The following is an 18,167-nucleotide window of genomic DNA, read 5'->3' as shown; positions in this document are numbered from 1 at the left end:
CGAGTTGCCGGGTCGCCCAGGTTGAAAACGCAGGCGACCCCGGTGTTGGCGTATACCTTGGCCATGGCAACCCCAAAGCCCAGCGCCGACCCCAGCCAGTCGAGGTGGTCGTCGTCGAGGTTGAGGCAGACGCTCGCGAGCGGCTCGAGCTCACCCCCGACTCCCGTTTTCGATAACGGAGCCGCATTGATCCAGTGCAGTTGGTAGCTCGAGAGCTCGATCACGAGCACGTCGAACCCCGCCGGGTCGCGGATCGCGTCGAGCACCGGAACGCCGATGTTGCCTGCGGGAGCTGCCCGCAATCCGCCCGCGACGAGCATGGTGGCGGCGAGCTGCGTCGTCGTGGTCTTGCCGTTGGTACCGGTGATGCAGATCCAGTCGGCGGGCTCACCGTCGGCTCTCGGGACCTTGTCACGCAGGCGCCACGCCAGTTCGATGTCGCCCCAAATCGGGATGCCGCGTTCGACCGCCCAGATCAGCAGGGCGTGGTCGGGGCGGTAGCCGGGTGACACGACGACGAGTTCCGGGTCGAACGGCGGCAGCGCATCCGGAATCGTCGCCTCGTCGGGGTGCAGTTCGAGCCGGGCGCCGATCACCTCAAGCAACTGAACGTGCTCGTTGGACGCCTTCGCGGCGACGACCAGAACAGTGGCGCCGAGCTCGACGAGCGTGTCGGCGACCGAGAACCCGGTGACCCCGACTCCGAACACCGCGACGCGGAGCCCCCGCCAGTCGGCGCGCCAGCCGGTGAGCAGCGACAGGTCGCGGGCATCCGCCATGCTCAGCGCCAGCTCCTGATCAACGGCTGACCCATTCGAGGTAGAACGCGCCGACGGCGGCGGCGACGAAGAGGGCGGCGATGATCCAGAACCGCACGACGACGGTGATCTCGGCCCACCCCTTGAGTTCGAAGTGATGGTGCAGCGGGCTCATCAGGAAGACCCGTCTCCCCTGGCCGTATCGCCACTTGGTCACCTTGAACCAGACCCGTTGGATGATGACCGAGCCTGTCGTGATGATGAAGAGACCGGCGACGAGCACGAGCAGCAGCTCGGTCCGAGTGAGGATCGCAAGCGCCGCCAGAGCGCCGCCGAGGCCCATCGAGCCGGTGTCGCCCATGAATATCCGCGCCGGCGACGTGTTCCACCAGAGGAACCCGATGAGGGCGCCACACAGTGCGGCCGCGGCCACCGCGAGGTCGAGAGGGTCGCGCACCTCGTAGCACTTGTACGCGACGTCCGGGTCGAGCAGCGAGTTGAAGCAGGACTGGTTGGCCTGCCAGAAGCCGATGAAGATATAGGCGGATATCGCGAAGATCGCCGCGCCACTCGCAAGGCCGTCGAGCCCGTCGGTCACGTTGACGGCGTTTGAGGTGCTCGTGGTGATCACGTTCACCCAGATGACGAACAACACGAAGCCGACGACCGAACCGAACGCGAACAGATTCAGCCAGGCGATGTCGCGCACGCCCGAGATCAACGTGGAGGCCGGCGTGAGGTCGTTCTCGTCGCGGAAGTTCTCGGTGATCGCGAACACGGCGAAGACAGTTCCGACGATCAGCTGGCCGGCGATCTTCGTCCAGCCCCCGATGCCGAGACTGCGCTGTTTGCGTGTCTTCATGAAGTCGTCGATGAACCCGACTAAGCCCAATCCGAACGCCATTCCGAACACGAGAACGCCCACCATCGTCCAGGGAACGCCCGCGACCCAATGTCCTACGAGGTAGCCGAGGAAGGCTCCGACGAGGAAGATGATGCCGCCCATCGTGGGAGTACCCCTCTTCGTGTGGTGAGTCTGCGGCCCGTCGTCGCGGATGAACTGGCCCCAGCCGAGCCGGGTGAAGAGGCGGATGAAGAGCGGCGTCAGAAAAAGGGTGAAGGCCAGCGAGAAGGCGCCGGCGATGAGGAGGGCGATCATGCGCTCACACCTCCGAGTCGGTCGCCGAGGAACCGGAGCCCTGCGGACTTGGAAGACTTCACGAGCACGACGTCGCCGGCCCGGAGTTCTCCCCGAAGGAGATCGTAGGCTGCCTCGGCATCGGCAACGAACACCGACTCCCCGTCCCATGACCCCTCGAGCCCCGCGGCGGCGTGGATGTGGCGCGCCCGCTCTCCGACGACGACGAGCTGCCCGATGTTGAGCCGCACGACGAGCCGGCCGATGCGGTCGTGCTCCTCTTGCGCGTACTCGCCGAGTTCGGCCATCTCGCCGAGGACCGCGATCGAACGCCCGGCGCCGCCCCGCGTGATCTGGGCGAGGGTCTTGAGCGCCGCCGCGGTCGAGTCGGGGCTTGCGTTGTAAGCGTCGTTGATGACGGTGACCCCGTCGCCGGGTTCGAGTACCTGCATCCGCCAGCGTTCGGCCCGCGGCACCGTCTCGATCGCCGCGATCGCGCGCACGGCGGGGATGCCCAGCTCGCGGGCGGCGCCGAGCGCCGCCAGCGCGTTGGTGACGTGATGCTCGCCAAGGATGCGGAGGGCTACCGGATGCCGCGCGCCGTCGGCGAGGTAGTCGAACGTGGTGCCTGAGCGAACGGCCTCCACGTCGTCGGCACGAAGGTCGTTGGCCTCGCCGACCCCGAAACGCACGACGCGGGCCCGCGTCATCCCCGCCATTTCGTCAACCCGCGGGTCATCGCCGTGGAGGAGCGCGACAGCGTCTGCCGGAAGTTCGGTCACCATTTCGGCCTTCGCGCGCTGGACGGCGTCGATGCCGCCGAACTCGCCCGCGTGAGCGAGACCGACCTTGAGCACGATGCCGATGTCGGGGGTGACGATCGAGATCAATCGCGCGATTTCGCCGATCTTCGAGGCACCCATCTCGACGACGAGGTATTCGGTGGACTCGTCCACCCGCAACATCGAGATCGGCGCGCCCACGTGGTTGTTGAAGGAGCCCTCGGGCGCGACGGTCGGCCCTTCCCCTGTGAGCACCGCACGCAGCAGGTTCTTGGTCGTCGTCTTACCGTTCGACCCGGTGATCGCAACGACCCTCAGCCGACCAAGGGCCCGCACGCGGGCGACGACGAGCCGGGCGAGGTCGGCCAATGCCGCGACCCCGTCGGGAACGACGATCAGCGCGGCAGCGCCCTCGCTGGCTGACAGAGCCAACTCGCGCTCGGCGATCACCAGTGCTGCGCCCGCCTCGACGGCCGCCGGGGCGAACAGGGCGCCGTCGGTCGTCTCCCCCGGCAGCGCGAAGAAGACCGACCCTGCCGAGACGAGCCTCGAGTCTGTCTCGATGCTTCCGTCGATGACGTTCTCGGGTTCGCCCCGCTCGATCCGGCCGCCGAGCGCGTCGGCGATCTCGGCGAGGGTGAGCGCGATCACCAGCCGGCCTCGCGCAGGGCCGCCCGCGCGAGTTCACGCGCCGAGTACGGGGTCCGTTCGCCCTCAATGTCGCGGTAGTCCTGATGCCCGGGACCGGCCCAGAGGATCGAGTCGCCCTCCTTGGCGAGCGAGACGGCCTTCAGAATGGCGGCCTCGGGCGGGCTGACCTCGAAGATCTCGGGTTGGTGCTCGGCCTGCGCCGCACCCTCGAGCAAGGTCGCCCGGATCGAGGCGGCATTCTCGAAGCGCGGGTGGTGGTCGGTGATGATCAGGATGTCGCTGCCCTCGGCCGCGACCCGCGCCATCGCGTGGCGCTTGGAGGCATCCCGATCGCCATCGGCTCCGAAGACCATGATCGTGCGACCGGGAGTGAACTGGCGCACCGCGGCGAGGGTGTTCTCGAAGGCATCGGGGCTGTGCCCGAAGTCGACGTACACGCTCGGTCCACGCGGCCCCGAGACGCGCTCGGTGCGACCCGGGAGGTACGCCTGGATGCCGCCGTCGGCATCCAGAGCTGCTCCGATCGCCTCGAGTTCGAACCCGGCTTCGACGAGCATGACGATGCCGAGAGCGGCGTTGGCGGCCATGTGCCAGCCGATGAGCGGCTCACGGGTGACGAGGGTGCGTCCCTCCGGTCCGGTCACCCGGAACTCGGTGTAGACGGGGGTGGAATCGAGGATCTCCACAGTCCAGTCGGCACCGGCGACGTCGGCGGGCGAGGCGTGGCCGATCGTCGCGATTGTGGTTACCGGGATGCGGGCTTCTTCGACGACGCGCGCGCCATATGACGTGTCGAGGCAGATCACTGCCCGCTTGGAGAGCTCGGGCTGGAACAGCGGCAGTTTCGCCCGGAAGTACTCCTCCATGTCGGCGTAGTCGTCGAGGTGGTCATGGCTGAGGTTGGTGAACCCCGCGACATCGAAGAGCAAGCCGTCGACCCGGTGGTGGGTGAGAGCCTGCGCGCTGACCTCGACCGCGACGGCGCGAACGCCGCCTTCGCGCATTCGGGCCAACAGGGCGTGCATCTCGCTCGCCTCGGGGGTGGTGAGCCTGCTGACGATCGTGAGATCACCGATGTGGCGCTCCGCCGTCGACGACAGGCCGGTCACGAGTCCGAGCTGTCGCAACATGGCCTCGAGCAGATATGACGTCGAGGTCTTGCCGTTCGTGCCGGTCGTGCCGAACAGGAGTGGCGGGTTGTCTCGGGTGCGGTAGATCCATGCGGCGATCTCGCCGAGCGCGAGCCGTGGATTCTCGACGAGCAGGATCGGCAGCCCGCCATCGGCTGCGAGGTCGGCTCCCTCGGCATCGGTGAGCACAGCGACCGCTCCGCCTTCTCGGGCTTGCGCGGCGTAGCCGGCGCCATGGCCTTTCGCGCCCTTCACGCCGACGAAGAGGTCACCGGGATGCAGGTCGCCCGTGCTGAGGGTCACCCCGCTGATCTCGACCCCGTCGACGCTGCCGCGGTACTCGATGCCGAACTCTTGCACGAACCCGGCGAGCGAGCGGCGCGAAGGGTGCTCCGGCCGAAGGACCGGGGGAATCCGAGAACTCACCCGACTCCTCCTGCTCCATGCGCCGGCCCGGCGGCTCGCGACCTTCTGCGGTCTCCCGCTTACCAGGTGAGCGGAAGATTCGGTGCCGCTTCCGTCGAAGGCGTGACCCGGAAGGTCTTGATGACCTGCTCCATGATCGCGTTGAAGACGGGCGCTGCGGCGGCCGAAGACTTCATCGTATCGGGCTTGCCGAAGGTCACGACAATGGCGTACTCCGGGCTGTCGGCGGGAAAGACGCCAGCGAGCGAGACGATGCGCTCCGAGCCGTACTGGCCGTTTTCCGCGACCTCACCGGTGCCCGTCTTGGCCGCGATGCGATACCCCGGGACGCTGATGACGTTTCGCAGTCCGCCCGCGTTGGCGACGGTCTCCATCATCAAGAGGGTCGTGTCGGCGGCGTACTCACTCACCACCCGCTCCCCCGTCGGCACGGGCACGTCGGTCCACGTCCCATCGGCCTGCTCGCAACCGGCAACGAGGGTGAGCGGCATCCGCACCCCGCCGTTGCCGAGGGTCTGATACAGGCTTGCCATCTGGGCGCTCGTCGCCGTGATGCCCTGCCCGAACATCTGCGTCGCAAGGGTGACGGTGTCAGCCCGGGTCTGATCGGCCGGGTAAACCGTGCCGCCGTCCTCCCCGAGGAATCCGGCCTCGGTGGGTTCGCCGAAACCGAAAGCGCGGAACGCGTCGTACTTCTGCTCGGGGTTGAGCCGCTCGCTGAGCATCACGGTTCCGATGTTCGACGAGTTCATGAGGATGCCGGTGGCCGTCCAGCGCAGGTCGCCGTGGGCGAACACGTCGGTGATGTTCTCCCCTGAGGGAAGGCCGTTCGTATAGTTGCCGGGAACCGTGAGCTGCGTTTCGGGAGCGATCAGGCCTCGGTCGAGCAGCGCGGCGAACGCCACCGGCTTCATGATCGAGCCCGGCTCGAACGGCGCCGTGAAGCTGCGCGCGCCCGAGTTGTCGGCACTCACCGAGTTCAGGTCGTTCGGGTCGATCGAGGGCCAGTCGGCCGCGACAACGATCTCGCCCGTCGCGACTCGAACGACGAAAGCCGTGCCCCAGTCGGCGCCGACCGCGGTTCCCTGCTGCGCGAGCTGCTGTTGCGCGAACCACTGCAGGTCGGCGTCGATCGTGAGGTGCACCGTGCCGCCGTCGGTCGGTTCCTCGACGACAATGAGGCTGCCCGGCAGGCGTACCCCGTCCGCGCTGCGCTCGAACGTGGACGTTCCCGACGTCGCTTCCAGGCATGAGTCTTCTTGCAGTTCGGTTCCGGCAAGCGCGCCGTCCGTTCCGAGGAAGCCGACGAGGTTGCCGGCAATCGCGCCGCTCGGGTAGGTGCGCGAGGGCCGCAACTCGGAGTACACCCAGCCGATGTCGAGGTCGAAGACGGCGGTGAAGGTCTCCAGGGTCACCGCCTGCACGAGGTAGCTGAAGTCCGACTCCGGGTCTTCGGTGAGCGCGGCGAAGAGGTCGGCCGCGGGGGTGCCGGTGATTTCCGCGATCTTGGCGATCGCCTCCGTTGTCGGCACGACGACCCGCTCCCCGTCGAGTGTCATCTCGGTCGAGTCGCCGACGTTGCGCGGGGATGCGGTGATATCGAACCGGTCGACGCTATCGGCGAGGACCGTTCCGTTCGCGTCCACGATCTCGCCGCGGGAGCCCCACACGGTGAGCGACGTCGAGCGACGGGCTTCCGCCGCCGCGGTGAGCTCCCCCGCTCGCACCACCTGGATATCGACGAGCTTGACGACGAAGACGCCGACGATCGCGAAGACGGCGAACAGCGTCAGCGCCAATCGCCGCGCGGTGAGCCGTGAGTGCGTCATCCTGCTCTTTCGTGCTCGGTCAGCGAGTAGTCGGCGAGGGGATCGTGCCCGGTGTCGATGAAGCCTGCGCACCCGACCCGCCGCCCGCCGCCGAATTCTCAGGAGAGCCCGCGGTCCGGTCGTCGGCCGCCGGGTCAACGAGAGTCGAGCCGGCGAGCAGCGCGTTGCCGATCTGGTTTCCCGACGAGCCCGTGAGGCTGCCCCCCGCGGGCGTGGGGTCGCCGGAAACGGCGCCCGTCGACAGGTCGAGGAAGACCGGGTTGCCACTCGCGACCATGCCGAGGTGTTCGGCGTTCGCCGTCAAATTCTGGGTTGACGACAGCACCTCGAGCTGTTCCGTGAGCGCCTGCTCCTGTCGCAGCAGATCGCGCTGCTCGGTCTGCAATCCTGCGATCGTGTACGCGCCCTCGGCGAGCACGATGCTGAGCAGCAGCTGGGCCAGCAGGATGGCGCCGATCCCGGCGATCGTCACGACCGCCGACAGGACGCGAGGTCGCGCGCGCCGGTAGGCGCGGGTCGGAGCGGCTTCGAGGTGGCGCCGCGGCGCCGGCGACCGGGCCGGGCGCGGGGAGGCAAGCGGGAGCGCGCTCATGCGGCAGCCCTCCGGATCCGTTCCGCGGCGCGCAACCGCACCGGCGTCGCGCGGGGGTTGCGAGCCTTTTCGATGTCGCTCGCCAATTCGGCGCCGCGCACGAGGAGCTTGATCTCGGGCGCATGCTCGGGCAGCTCGACCGGGAGTCCCCGCGGAGCCGTCGACGTGGATCGGACGGCGAACTCGCGCTTGACGATCCGATCCTCGAGCGACTGGTAGGCGAGCACGACGATGCGCCCGCCGACCTGGAGCGCATCGAGGGCAGCGGGAATGGTGCGCTCGAGCACGTCGAGTTCGGCGTTCACCTCGACTCGAAGGGCCTGAAAAACGCGCTTCGCCGGGTGCCCGGCGTTCTTCACTGCGGCGGGCGTTGCATCCTGAAGGAGGTCGACGAGTTGCGCAGACGTCTCGATTGGCGCGAGTGCGCGCGCTTGGACGATCTTTCGGGCGTACCGGGCGCTGAGCTTCTCCTCACCGAACTCGAAGAAGATGCGGCGGAGTGCGCCCTCGTCGTATTCGGCGATGATCCGAGCGGCGGTGAGCGGCGCCGTCGGGTCCATCCGCATGTCGAGCGCCGCATCGCGCGCGTAGGAGAAGCCCCGGTCGACGCGGTCGAGTTGCATCGACGACACTCCGAGGTCGTACAAGATGCCCGCGACGTCGGAGATCCCGAGATCCGAGAGCACGGTCGGGAGCGCATCCGACACCTCGTGCACAAGGTGCATGCGCCCGGCGAACGGCTTCAGCCGCTCCCCCGCCAGGCGCAGCGCCTCCGGATCCCGGTCGATCCCGACCAGGGTGAGTTCAGGGAAACGACGGAGGAAGGCTTCGGCGTGACCGCCGAGACCGAGCGTGCCGTCGACGAGCACCGCCCCGGGACGGTCGAGGGCGGGCGCGAGCAGCTCGAGGCAGCGCTCGAGCATCACCGGCGTGTGGAGGGCGTCGTCGGACGCGGCGGGGTTCATTGAGATCGGCGGCTTCGTCATGGGAGCAGGGGCCGGGCCCTCGAACCTGATCCCCATCCGCTGCGACCTGGCTCCGGGGAAGTGAGCCAGGGTGCGCGGCTGAGGGTCGGGATCGAGGGATCAGAAGAGGCCCGCGATCACCTCCCCGTCGGCGGCGGCGTAGCCGGATTCGGTCGCGGCATAGAACTGGTCCCATGCGGCGGTGTCCCAGATCTCGGCACGCGTACCGGCACCGATCATCGTGAGTTCGCGGTCGAGCCCCGCGTATTCGCGCAGCATCGAGGGCACGGTGACGCGCCGCTGCTTGTCGGGGATCTCCTGCGTCGCGCCGGAGAGGAAGAGGCGGATGTAGTCGCGCCCCTCTTTCGTCGTGACGGGCGCGGTGCTCATCCGCTCGTGAACTTTCTCGAACTCGCGTTCGGAGTACACGAATACGCAGCGGTCGACCCCGCGCGTCATCACGAGGCCGCCAGAGAACTCGTCCCAGAACTTGGCCGGAAGGATGACGCGGCCCTTTTCGTCGAGTTTGGGCGCGAAGGTGCCGAGCAACATGCGGCCACCCCCTCACTTCTCCGGCCAGACTCTGAGGTTCCTCCACATTACTCCACTTTCCTCCCTTCACAACCCCTTTCCGCCACTATTCCTCCCTGCGGGGCCACGACGCTCCCCGGGCGCGCAACAAGAAAGGCCGACCCGAGGGTCGGCCCTTCTTGACGAGACGAGGAGGTTGGTATCAGTCCTCGGGGTCGCGGCGTTGGTCCCAACGCTCGCTGAGCGTGTCCATGAAGCCGGCGCGCCGCGGCCCCTCGCTCGCGTCACGAGCGAGGGTGAGGCCGCGCGGCGGTGCGAATCCGAGCAGCGCTCCCACGAACATCACGACGAATCCGAGCAAACCGACCAGCGGTTGCTGCACGATCACACCGGCGATCAACAGAACGATCCCAATGACGGCGGCAACTATCGCGAGTGCGATCGCGGTGTAGCTCGCGCGCCCCCGGGCACCCACTTTGGCGACATCGTCCGCGTCGTGGTGGTAAAGACTGCGCTCCATCTCGTCGAGGAGGCGCTGCTCCTGCTCAGAAAGTGGCATTGTGAACTCCTTGACCGCGAGAAGCTCATTGTAGGCCGCTCACCCGCGGATAAGGTAGGCGCGTGTCTGAGAGTCCGCGGTTAGTGGACCTGGTCCAGACCCGTCTCGACGGCTTCCTCGCCGAACGGGGTGCGGAGCTGCGCGGCATCTCGCCTGACCTCGATGTCGTCGACGACTGCGCCCGGCGACTGCTCGCCGGGGGGAAGCGGTTCCGCGCGCTGTTCTGCTACTGGGGGTGGCGCGCCGTCAGCGCCCACGCGAGGGACTTCGACGCGCTCGTCGACGACACCGCCGACGCCGATCTCGACGCACTCGTCTCCATCGCGGCTGGGCTCGAGACCTTTCATGCCGCCGCGCTGGTGCACGACGACATCATGGACAACTCTGACCTGCGCCGCGGGCAGCCGAGCGTGCACCGGGCGTTCGCGGTCCTGCACGGCGAACGCGGCTGGGACGGCTCTCCCGCCGCCTACGGTCTCTCCGCCGCACTTCTGCTCGGCGACCTGCTGCTCGGCTGGAGCGACGAACTCGTTGATGCCGGGGTCGCGGTGGCCGGAAATGTCGCCGCCGGCCGAGCAGCACGAGCCGAATTCGCCCGGATGCGCACGGAGGTGACGGCCGGGCAGTACCTGGACATCTTCGAAGAGACGGCCTGGCGCGCCATCCCGGAGGATGAGCACCTCTCCCGGGCTCAGCGGGTCATCGTCTTCAAGTCGGCGAAGTACAGCGTCGAGGCACCGTTGGTCATCGGTGGCTCGCTCGCCGACGGGTCGCTCGCCCAGATCGCCGCGCTGCGCGAGTTCGGGCTACCGCTCGGCATCGCGTTCCAGTTACGCGACGACCTGCTCGGTGTGTTCGGCGATCCTGAGGTGACCGGCAAGCCCGCGGGTGACGATCTGCGGGAAGGCAAGCGCACGGTGCTGGTCACCTTGGTGCGGCAGAAACTACCCGCATCCGCTGCCCGCGTGTTCGACGAACTGCTCGGAGATCGCACCCTCGATGCCAACCAGATCGCGATGCTGCAAACCGCCGTCCGGGACAGCGGCGCGGTCGAGCAGGTCGAGCGTGTGATCGCCCACCATCTCGACCAGGCCCGCGCTGCGCTCGCCGACGCCCCGCTCGCACGCAGCGCCCGTGACGAACTCACGGCACTCGCCGACGCCGTCACCCGCCGGTCGAGCTAGCCAGCGGTCCAGAGCTCGAGCGGTCCAGAGCTCGATCGGGCCCCAACGAAATGGGCCCGACTAGTCAGAAGCCCAGCGCTTGTGCGATGCGGCGCACTTCAGCCTTGCGGCCCGCCCGCAGCGCGTCGATCGGGGCGGCTCCGCCGAGCAGGTCGTTGTCGGCGAGCATCCAGTTCAGGGCTTCGTCGTCACTGAATCCGGCATCGTGGAGAACGATGACGGTCCCGCGGACTTCGCTGAGCGGTTCCCCGTCCTTGACGAAGTCGGCAGGCACTTTGAGGATGCCGTCGACGCGAGCGCCCGGGAGCGAATGCTCTTCGATGAGTCGTCGTACTCGGCCAGCGGGGACGCCGATCAGTTCGACGAGCTCGGGAACGGTCAGCCAGGTCCGCGGGGCGGGTGCGGTCACCTCTCTAGCGTGCCACGCTTCAATGTTTCCAACTTGTAAACTGCAGCAACATCTGCCACGTTGATTGACACACCTGTACAGCTGTGTCACGGTGGAGAGGAGTGCCGACACGAATCCTCGGGGGGCTGAGGAGATTGAGGCGGAGATGACGGACGTTCGCGACGCGGAGGACACTCCGCGACCCCTTTTTCCCGGACTGGTATCCACGAAGTCGACCTCGAGCGGCGGTGGCCGTCACCGCGGTGAGCGTCGGCGTGGACCGCTGGGCGAAGGCTTCCGCAAGACCCTCCCGTTCGTCGTTGCGAGTGCGATGACGATGGGCCTCAACCTGACCGGCTCCGTCGAGCCGGTCGCCGCAGCCCCGAAGAAGCCCGCCAAGCCGAAGGCCGACCTCAGCACCTCGATGCGCAGCCTCATCGGCGCCGCGACCCGAGTCGCCGCCGGTGGCGGGAGCGCCGCCGCTGCCTCCACATACATCGTGCAAGCCGGCGATACCGTGGCCGCGATTGCCGGGCGACACGGGCTCTCCACCGCATCCGTCCTCGCGCTCAACGGCCTCGGCTGGAAGTCGCTCATCTTCCCCGGCCAGGTTCTCAAGCTGGCGGCCGGCGCAACCTTCGCTCCCGCCTCCGCGCAGGAGGGCGGCCGCTACTCGATTGCGCGTGGCGACACGATCTCGCGGATCGCGGCACGCTTCGGCGTGCCGGTCGAGTCGGTCTTGAATGCGAACGGTCTTGGCTGGTCGAGCATCATCTACCCCGGTCAAACGATCGCCATCCCCGCGGTAGCCGCCCCGGCGGCACCGCAAATCGAGCTCGTGTCGGCGACGAGCCCGGCGGCCCCCACGGCCCCCACGGCTCCCCCGGCTCCCCCGGCGCCGACGTCGAGCTACACCATCCAGTCGGGTGACACGATCTCGTCGATCGCGTCACGTTTAGGCGTGACCACCCAGGCTGTACTCGACGCGAACGGACTTACCCCGTCGAGCATCATCTACCCGGGCCGCAACCTCGTCATTCCCGCAGCCGGCGGCTCGTCGGCGGGCGGATCCTCAGGTGGCTCGGTCACGACCCTCACCGCCGAGCAGGAGGCCAACGCGCGCATCATCATCCAGGTTGGGCGGGAGCAGGGCGTCCCCGACTACGGCATCATCATCGCTCTCGCGACGGCGATGCAGGAGTCGAGCCTGCGCAACATCAACTACGGCGACCGCGACTCTGTCGGGCTGTTCCAGCAGCGCACCAGCTCCGGGTGGGGCACGATCGACGAGATCATGAACCCGCACCACTCGGCCTACCTCTTCTACCAGGGCCGTAGCGGCTACACGCGCGGTCTGCTCGACATCTCGGGGTGGCAGTCGATGGCGCTCACCGTGGCCGCTCAAAAGGTGCAGGTCTCGGCCTACCCGAACCACTACGCGAAGTGGGAGGCGAGTGCGCGCGCGTGGTTCGCCGCGTTGGCCTGATCCAGCTTTCGCCTGATCTCCTGCCGATCCGGCGCCTTACGGGTGTCCTCCCAGGCTCGCGGAGCGCGCGAACCTAGAATCCGAGGGTGAGTACAGGCACCACCGATCCCCTGATCGGCCGGCTCATCGACGGCCGGTATCAGGTGCGCTCACGCATCGCCCGGGGCGGGATGGCGACCGTCTATCTCGCGACCGATCTGCGCCTCGAGCGCCGCGTGGCCGTCAAAGTCATGCACGGTCATCTCGCCGACGACAGCCAGTTCAAGCAGCGGTTCATCCAAGAGGCGCGGAGCGCGGCCCGGCTCGCTCACCAGAACGTCGTCAACGTCTTCGATCAGGGGCAGGACAACGAGTCGGCCTACCTCGTCATGGAGTACCTCCCCGGCATCACGCTGCGCGACCTGCTGGAGGAATACGGCTCGCTGACGCCGCAGCAGATGATCGACATCACCGAGGCCGTGCTGTCCGGTCTCGGAGCTGCGCACAAGGCCGGCATCCTGCATCGCGACCTCAAGCCCGAAAACGTGTTGCTCGCCGACGACGGGCGCATCAAGATCGGCGACTTCGGCCTCGCGCGGGCCACCTCGGCGAACACCGCGACCGGCGCCGCGCTGCTCGGCACGATCGCCTACCTCTCCCCCGAGTTGGTGACTCGCGGCCTCGCGGACACCCGCAGCGACATCTACGCGGTCGGCATCATGATGTACGAGATGCTCACCGGGGAGCAGCCCTTCACCGGCGAACAGCCGATGCAGATCGCCTACCGGCACGCCAACGAGCCCCTACCCGCCCCGAGTTCGAAGAATCCGAAAGTGCCGCGCGAGCTCGACGAACTCGTGTTGTGGGCGACGGCGAAGGATCCCGACCAGCGGCCCGCAGACGCTCGTGCCCTGCTCGAACAGGTGCGCGACACCGAGGCGCTTCTCGACCTTCCGGCTGGCGAACCCGCGCGCCGCCAGAAGACACAGGTCCTCCCTGCTGCATCCGGCGGAGCCCGGCACACCGCGCCGACCGACACCTCGTCTCTGGGCGCGCCCGTGCGGCCCGAGCGACCATTCAGTGAAGCGGCGACGCAAGTGTTGGGTTCGCGCCGACCGCCCGGTGGACCCGGCACGGAGCTCGCGCTCGCCGAGTCCCCGGCACGCCCCGCGCGCACCCGGCGTTGGATCCCGCTGGTGGCCATTCTCGGCGCGTTGCTGCTCGCAGCGTCGGGCGTCGGGTGGTGGTTCATCTTCGGGCCGGGTGCGCGCGTCACGATTCCCACGAGCATCGAGAGCCTCACCTTCGAGCAGGCGAAAGCGCAACTGGAAGACCTCGGGCTCGACGTCGCCGATCAGCCTGGGACGATCGACTCCCCCACGGTCGCGAAGGATCTGGTGGCGCAAACCGAACCTGAGATCGGGACGGCGGTCGAGCCCGGCTCCTCGGTCGTCATCCTGCTCTCCACCGGACCCCAACTTCTTCCGATCAACCTCGACCAGGGGATGTCGCAGGCCGAAGCCGAAGCGGTAGTCCAGGAGCACTGGACCCTCGAAGAAACCGACGTGCAATTCCATGCCGCGGTCGCGGCCGGTCAGCTGATCGATGCGCTCGGGGCCGGCGGAGTCAGCCTGCTCGAGGCCACCGAGTACGGCGAACTCCAGCCCATCACCCTCGTGGTGTCAGCGGGGCCGATCCCTGATCTCACGGGGAAGACGCCCGACGAGGCACGTGCGGCCCTCGCTGCCGTCGACCTCGTCGCCGCCGACAGCCTGACCCGGCAGAGCTATCACGACACCGTGCCGGAAGGGACCGTCATCGGGCTCGTCGAATCGGCCTCGCCGATCCGACCGGGCGACGAAGTCGCGCTCGACGTTTCCCGCGGCCCGGAACCGGTCGCGGTACCTGCCATCGTCGGGATGTCGTGGACCGATGCTCGCGCAGCGCTCGAAGCCGCCGGGCTGGGGTATGCCTTCGATCGCGAGATCGACGAAGATCTCGCGGAAACGTTCCCGAACAGCTCCCGGGTGACGCGCTCCGACCCCGACCCGGGCGTCATGGTGCGGCGCGGCGACATCGTCACCGTGCGGCTCACGGTCGGATAGCCCGACCCCGGGCTATCGCGCGGCGAGCTCCTCGGCGACCAGGAACGCGAGCTCGAGCGACTGCATGTGGTTGAGGCGCGGGTCGCACAGCGACTCGTACTTCGTCGCGAGGCTCGCCTCGTCGATCTGCTCCGACCCGCCCAGGCACTCGGTGACATCGTCGCCGGTGAGCTCCACGTGGATCCCCCCGGGGAACGTTCCCGTCGCACGGTGGGCTTCGAAGAAGCCACGAACCTCGTCGACGACGTCGTCGAACAGGCGCGTCTTGTACCCGGTCGGCGTCGTCATCCCGTTGCCGTGCATCGGGTCGGTCACCCACAGCGGCGTCGCATCCATGCCCTTGATCGCCTCAAGGAGCGGCGGCAACGCGTCGCGCACCTTGCCTGCTCCCATGCGAGTGATGAAGGTGAGGCGACCCGGCTCGCGCTCGGGGTCGAGCTTGTCGATCAACTTCTCCATCACCTCGGGAGTGGTCGACGGGCCGAGCTTGATGCCGATGGGGTTGCGGATGCGCGAGAAGTAGTCGACGTGCGCGCCATCGAGGTCGCGGGTGCGCTCCCCGATCCAGAGGAAGTGGGCGCTCGTGTTGACCGGGGTGCCGTTGCGCGAGTCGATGCGCGTCATCGGCCGCTCGTAGTCCATCAGCAGACCCTCGTGCGAGGTGTAGAACTCGACCCGACGCAGTTCGTCGAAGTCGGCACCCGCTGCTTCCATGAACTTGACCGCGCGGTCGATCTCTTTCGCGAGGCCTTCGTAGCGCTGGTTCGCCGGATTGGTGGCGAAGCCCTTGTTCCAGGAGTGCACCTGGCGCAGGTCGGCGAACCCGCCCTGGGTGAACGCGCGGATGAGGTTCAGCGTCGCGACAGCGGTGTGGTAGCCCTGTACGAGGCGACGCGGGTCGGCCTGCCGGGACTCCGGCGTGAAGTCGTAGCCGTTGACGATGTCGCCGCGGTAGGCGGGAAGGGTGACGTCGCCACGGGTCTCGGAGTCGCTCGAGCGGGGCTTTGCGAACTGTCCCGCCATGCGGCCCATCTTGACGACCGGCATCGAGGCGCCATAGGTGAGCACGACGGCCATCTGCAACAGCGTCTTCACCCGGTTGCGGATCTGCTCGGCGGTGGCCCCCGCGAAGGTCTCAGCGCAGTCGCCGCCTTGGAGCAGGAAAGACTCGCCGCGTGCCGCTCGGGCAAGCCGATCGCGCAGGATGTCGACCTCACCCGCGAACACCAGCGGCGGGAATGACGCAATCTCGGCGGATGCGGCGGCGACAGCGGCGGGGTCTGGCCATTCCGGTTGCTGCTTGATCGGCAGGCTCCGCCAATAGTCGAGGCCCTCGATCACACGGGGATCAGCCTGGACGACGGTCTCTGTCGGGTCTACCACGGGTGCCTTCTGTTGAGCGATACGGCGCTGTGAGGATGCGACGCGAGCTGCGCCAGCCGTCCAGCCTAGCCGTCCGTCAGCTCGCGCGCCGCGCAGCTCCCGCTGCGCGATTCTTCACCGAGCTCGCGTAGACGTCGGCGTACTCCTGGCCGCTCAATTTCGAGAGTTCGTGCATGATCTCGTCGGTGATCGAACGGAGCACGAATCGGTCGCCCTCCATGCCGGCGAATCGAGAGAAGTCCATCGGCTCGCCGACGACGACCCCCACCTTGCGCAGCTTGGGGAAGACCGTGCCGGTCGGCAGCACCTTGTCGGTGTCGATCATCGCGATCGGCAGCACGGTAGCCCCGGACTCGAGGAGCATTCGTGCGATGCCGGTTCGGCCACGGTAGAGCCGACCGTCGGGGCTCCGGGTTCCCTCAGGGTAGATCCCGAGCTGACGGCCTTGAGCGAGCACGCTGAGGCCGGCATCCAGGGCCGCTTCGGATGCCTTGCCCCCCGATCTGTCGATCGGCACCTGGCCGACTCCCGAGAAGAAGAACCGGCTGAACCAACCTGTGAGGCCCGTCCCGGTGAAGTATTCGCTCTTGGCGAGAAAGACGATGTGCCGATCGACGAGCAGCGGCAGAAAGATGGAGTCGACGAACGACAAGTGATTGCTTGCGATGATCACCGGCCCGGACTCGGGGATGTTCTCGTCCCCGACGATCCACGGACGGTACACCGTGTGCACGAACGGGCCGAGCAGCACGAACTTGATCAACCAGTAGAGAGGAGGCACCGCGGGCCAGTCTATTCGGCCCGACTCAGGCAGGTTCCGTCGAGCGGGCTCCCGCGTGGATGCGGGCGAGGTCGGCGGCGCCGACGACACCGGCATCGTTGACGAGTTGCGCGACCTCGAACCGCGGTTCGGGATGGAAGCCCCGCGCCGGGAGGTGGGCGAGGAACGACTCCCGCACCGGATCGAGCAGGAGGTCGCCAGCCATGGCCACTCCCCCGCCGAAGACGAACAGTTGCGGGTCGAGCACGGCGCCGATCGACGCACACGCCTGGCCGAGCCAGTCGCCGAGCTCGCGCAACGCCGCGAGAGCGCCTGGGTCGTGGTCGCTGATCAGCTGCGCGACGATGGTCCCATCGAGCACCCCAGCGTTGGCGGCGCGGGCCTGCGCGAGCGACTGACCGATGCCGCCGGCGTCCGCGATCTCCCCTGCGAAGCGCAGCAGAGCGCGTCCCGAGCCGTACTGCTCGATGCAGCCCTTCTGACCGCAGCCGCATGGATGCCCGCCGGGCACCACGCGCAGGTGGCCGACTTCACCCGCTGCCCCGAATCCACCCCGCAGCAAACGTCCGTTCGTGACGATCGCGCCACCGACGCCGGTGCCGATCGTCAGCATCGTCATGTCGGTGGTGCCGCGTCCGGCGCCGAACCGAAATTCCGCCCATCCGGCGGCGTTGGCATCGTTGTCGATGGTGATGTCCAACCCGGGCAGCCGGTCTGCGAGACGATCACGGAACGGCTCGCTGCGCCAGTTGATGTTGGGGGCGTAGTACACGGTCGACTGCGCGGCGTCGATGAACCCAGCCGCGGCGACGCCAGCCGCGACGATCTGCTTGCCGTGCCCCAGCTCCCGCACCAGTTCGACAACGACGTCAACGATGGCGGCCGGGTCGCCAGCGGGCGTCGGACGCCGCTCGAGACGAAGGATGTCGCCCGCCTCGGTCACCAGGGCTCCGGCGACCTTGGTCCCCCCGATATCGATCCCGATGGCATGCACCCGAGACAGCCTAATTCCGTGGTGGCGCCCACATCGCACCGGTAAGCTCGGATACGCCCATCCCCGGCCCCAAAGGAGTCGCCGTGAAAGAGAACTTCACCCCGCTCGTCGTCCAGCCCGATCCCGATGCCAACATCACCGATCTGCTGGTTGCGCGTGTTGCACAGACCCCGAACAACGCGCTGTTCGCGCTCCCTGCGGCAGACGGCGGGTGGACCGAGGTCACGGCGGCGGAATTCCACAGGCAGGTCGTTGCGCTCGCCAAGGGCTTCATCGCCGCAGGCGTGAAGCCCGGCGAGAAGATCGGTTTCATGTGCAAGGTCCGCTACGAGTGGACCCTCGTCGACTTCGCGATCGCCTACGCCGGGGCCATCGTCGTCCCCATCTACGAGACCTCGTCGCCGTCGCAGGTCCAGTACATCCTCACCGACTCGGACGCGACGGGCATCATCGTCGAAACTGCCGAGCACTTCACGCGGTTCGATGAGATTCGGGGCGACTCGCCT

General features: G+C 67.9%; 17 protein-coding genes. 4 read left to right on the top strand and 13 right to left on the bottom strand.

Annotation, left to right across the window (positions count from 1 at the left end):
• The 9 genes from RMO30_RS12090 to RMO30_RS12050 all read right to left on the bottom strand — a co-directional run.
• Positions 1 to 779: Mur ligase family protein (locus RMO30_RS12090; RefSeq protein WP_309713825.1), on the bottom strand; the 779-nt coding region annotated here is incomplete at its 3' end.
• A 19-nt stretch (positions 780 to 798) separates the two neighbouring features.
• Positions 799 to 1,917 carry a phospho-N-acetylmuramoyl-pentapeptide-transferase gene (mraY, locus tag RMO30_RS12085; RefSeq protein WP_309713822.1) on the bottom strand — a complete coding sequence of 373 codons (1,119 nt, stop codon included), beginning with the start codon at positions 1,915 to 1,917 and terminating at the stop codon, positions 799 to 801.
• Complete coding sequence (gene murF, locus RMO30_RS12080; protein WP_309713820.1) at positions 1,914 to 3,329, bottom strand: UDP-N-acetylmuramoyl-tripeptide--D-alanyl-D-alanine ligase; 1,416 nt, start codon at positions 3,327 to 3,329, stop codon at positions 1,914 to 1,916. The genes mraY and murF overlap by 4 nt, the downstream gene beginning before the upstream one ends.
• Positions 3,326 to 4,885, bottom strand: coding sequence for a UDP-N-acetylmuramoyl-L-alanyl-D-glutamate--2,6-diaminopimelate ligase (locus RMO30_RS12075; RefSeq protein ID WP_309713817.1), 1,560 nt, complete (start codon positions 4,883 to 4,885; stop codon positions 3,326 to 3,328). The genes murF and RMO30_RS12075 overlap by 4 nt, the downstream gene beginning before the upstream one ends.
• 59 nt (positions 4,886 to 4,944) lie before the next feature.
• Complete coding sequence (locus tag RMO30_RS12070; protein WP_309713814.1) at positions 4,945 to 6,714, bottom strand: penicillin-binding protein 2; 1,770 nt, start codon at positions 6,712 to 6,714, stop codon at positions 4,945 to 4,947.
• 19 nt (positions 6,715 to 6,733) lie between these two features.
• Positions 6,734 to 7,306 (bottom strand): hypothetical protein, encoded by a 573-nt coding sequence (locus RMO30_RS12065; protein WP_309713810.1) that lies wholly within the window; start codon positions 7,304 to 7,306, stop codon positions 6,734 to 6,736.
• Positions 7,303 to 8,271, bottom strand: a complete 969-nt coding sequence (gene rsmH, locus RMO30_RS12060) for a 16S rRNA (cytosine(1402)-N(4))-methyltransferase RsmH (protein WP_397427938.1) — start codon at positions 8,269 to 8,271, stop codon at positions 7,303 to 7,305. The genes RMO30_RS12065 and rsmH overlap by 4 nt, the downstream gene beginning before the upstream one ends.
• A 120-nt stretch (positions 8,272 to 8,391) precedes the next feature.
• Complete coding sequence (mraZ, locus tag RMO30_RS12055; protein WP_309713804.1) at positions 8,392 to 8,823, bottom strand: division/cell wall cluster transcriptional repressor MraZ; 432 nt, start codon at positions 8,821 to 8,823, stop codon at positions 8,392 to 8,394.
• Positions 8,824 to 9,004: 181 nt separating this feature from the next.
• Entirely contained in the window at positions 9,005 to 9,361 is a 357-nt protein-coding gene (locus RMO30_RS12050; RefSeq protein ID WP_309713801.1) for a DUF3040 domain-containing protein, read from the bottom strand.
• 62 nt (positions 9,362 to 9,423) lie between these two features.
• Here RMO30_RS12050 and RMO30_RS12045 point away from each other — a divergent pair, with 62 nt between their 5' ends.
• Positions 9,424 to 10,545 (top strand): polyprenyl synthetase family protein, encoded by a 1,122-nt coding sequence (locus tag RMO30_RS12045; protein WP_309713798.1) that lies wholly within the window; start codon positions 9,424 to 9,426, stop codon positions 10,543 to 10,545.
• 64 nt (positions 10,546 to 10,609) lie between these two features.
• On the opposite strand, the gene RMO30_RS12040 is transcribed toward RMO30_RS12045, so the two are convergent.
• On the bottom strand, positions 10,610 to 10,954 hold the full coding sequence (locus tag RMO30_RS12040; protein ID WP_309713795.1) for an Rv2175c family DNA-binding protein: 345 nt from the start codon (positions 10,952 to 10,954) through the stop codon (positions 10,610 to 10,612).
• A 145-nt stretch (positions 10,955 to 11,099) separates the two neighbouring features.
• Between RMO30_RS12040 and RMO30_RS12035 the strand changes: the two genes are divergently transcribed.
• Both RMO30_RS12035 and pknB read left to right on the top strand, forming a co-directional pair.
• The gene (locus tag RMO30_RS12035) at positions 11,100 to 12,419 is read left to right on the top strand and encodes a LysM peptidoglycan-binding domain-containing protein (protein ID WP_309713792.1); all 1,320 of its coding nucleotides are present in this window, start codon (positions 11,100 to 11,102) and stop codon (positions 12,417 to 12,419) included.
• Positions 12,420 to 12,505: 86 nt separating this feature from the next.
• Entirely contained in the window at positions 12,506 to 14,503 is a 1,998-nt protein-coding gene (gene pknB / locus RMO30_RS12030; RefSeq protein ID WP_309713790.1) for a Stk1 family PASTA domain-containing Ser/Thr kinase, read from the top strand.
• 12 nt (positions 14,504 to 14,515) lie between these two features.
• On the opposite strand, the gene RMO30_RS12025 is transcribed toward pknB, so the two are convergent.
• The 3 genes from RMO30_RS12025 to RMO30_RS12015 all read right to left on the bottom strand — a co-directional run bounded on the left by RMO30_RS12025 (position 14,516) and on the right by RMO30_RS12015 (position 17,661).
• On the bottom strand, positions 14,516 to 15,886 hold the full coding sequence (locus RMO30_RS12025; RefSeq protein ID WP_397427937.1) for a class II 3-deoxy-7-phosphoheptulonate synthase: 1,371 nt from the start codon (positions 15,884 to 15,886) through the stop codon (positions 14,516 to 14,518).
• 76 nt (positions 15,887 to 15,962) lie between these two features.
• A complete protein-coding gene (locus RMO30_RS12020; protein WP_309713787.1) occupies positions 15,963 to 16,667 on the bottom strand; it encodes a lysophospholipid acyltransferase family protein in 705 nt (234 codons plus the stop codon).
• A 25-nt stretch (positions 16,668 to 16,692) separates the two neighbouring features.
• A complete protein-coding gene (locus RMO30_RS12015; RefSeq protein ID WP_309713785.1) occupies positions 16,693 to 17,661 on the bottom strand; it encodes an ROK family protein in 969 nt (322 codons plus the stop codon).
• 83 nt (positions 17,662 to 17,744) lie between these two features.
• Between RMO30_RS12015 and RMO30_RS12010 the strand changes: the two genes are divergently transcribed.
• Positions 17,745 to 18,167 (top strand): AMP-binding protein (locus RMO30_RS12010; protein ID WP_309713782.1); only part of this gene is annotated, 423 nt, incomplete at its 3' end.

The organism is Pseudolysinimonas sp. (genome assembly GCF_031389465.1).
GTDB lineage: Bacteria > Actinomycetota > Actinomycetes > Actinomycetales > Microbacteriaceae > Pseudolysinimonas_A.
This window is presented reverse-complemented; position numbering and strand designations above follow the sequence as displayed.

Bases quoted from the DNA above. Each gene is read 5' to 3' on its own strand.
- mraY (WP_309713822.1), bottom strand. From the start codon at position 1,917: ATGATCGCCCTCCTCATCGCCGGCGCCTTCTCGCTGGCCTTCACCCTT.
- RMO30_RS12070 (WP_309713814.1), bottom strand. From the start codon at position 6,714: ATGACGCACTCACGGCTCACCGCGCGGCGATTGGCGCTGACGCTGTTC.
- RMO30_RS12065 (WP_309713810.1), bottom strand. From the start codon at position 7,306: ATGAGCGCGCTCCCGCTTGCCTCCCCGCGCCCGGCCCGGTCGCCGGCG.
- rsmH (WP_397427938.1), bottom strand. From the start codon at position 8,271: ATGAACCCCGCCGCGTCCGACGACGCCCTCCACACGCCGGTGATGCTC.
- mraZ (WP_309713804.1), bottom strand. From the start codon at position 8,823: ATGTTGCTCGGCACCTTCGCGCCCAAACTCGACGAAAAGGGCCGCGTC.
- RMO30_RS12050 (WP_309713801.1), bottom strand. From the start codon at position 9,361: ATGCCACTTTCTGAGCAGGAGCAGCGCCTCCTCGACGAGATGGAGCGC.
- RMO30_RS12035 (WP_309713792.1), top strand. From the start codon at position 11,100: ATGACGGACGTTCGCGACGCGGAGGACACTCCGCGACCCCTTTTTCCC.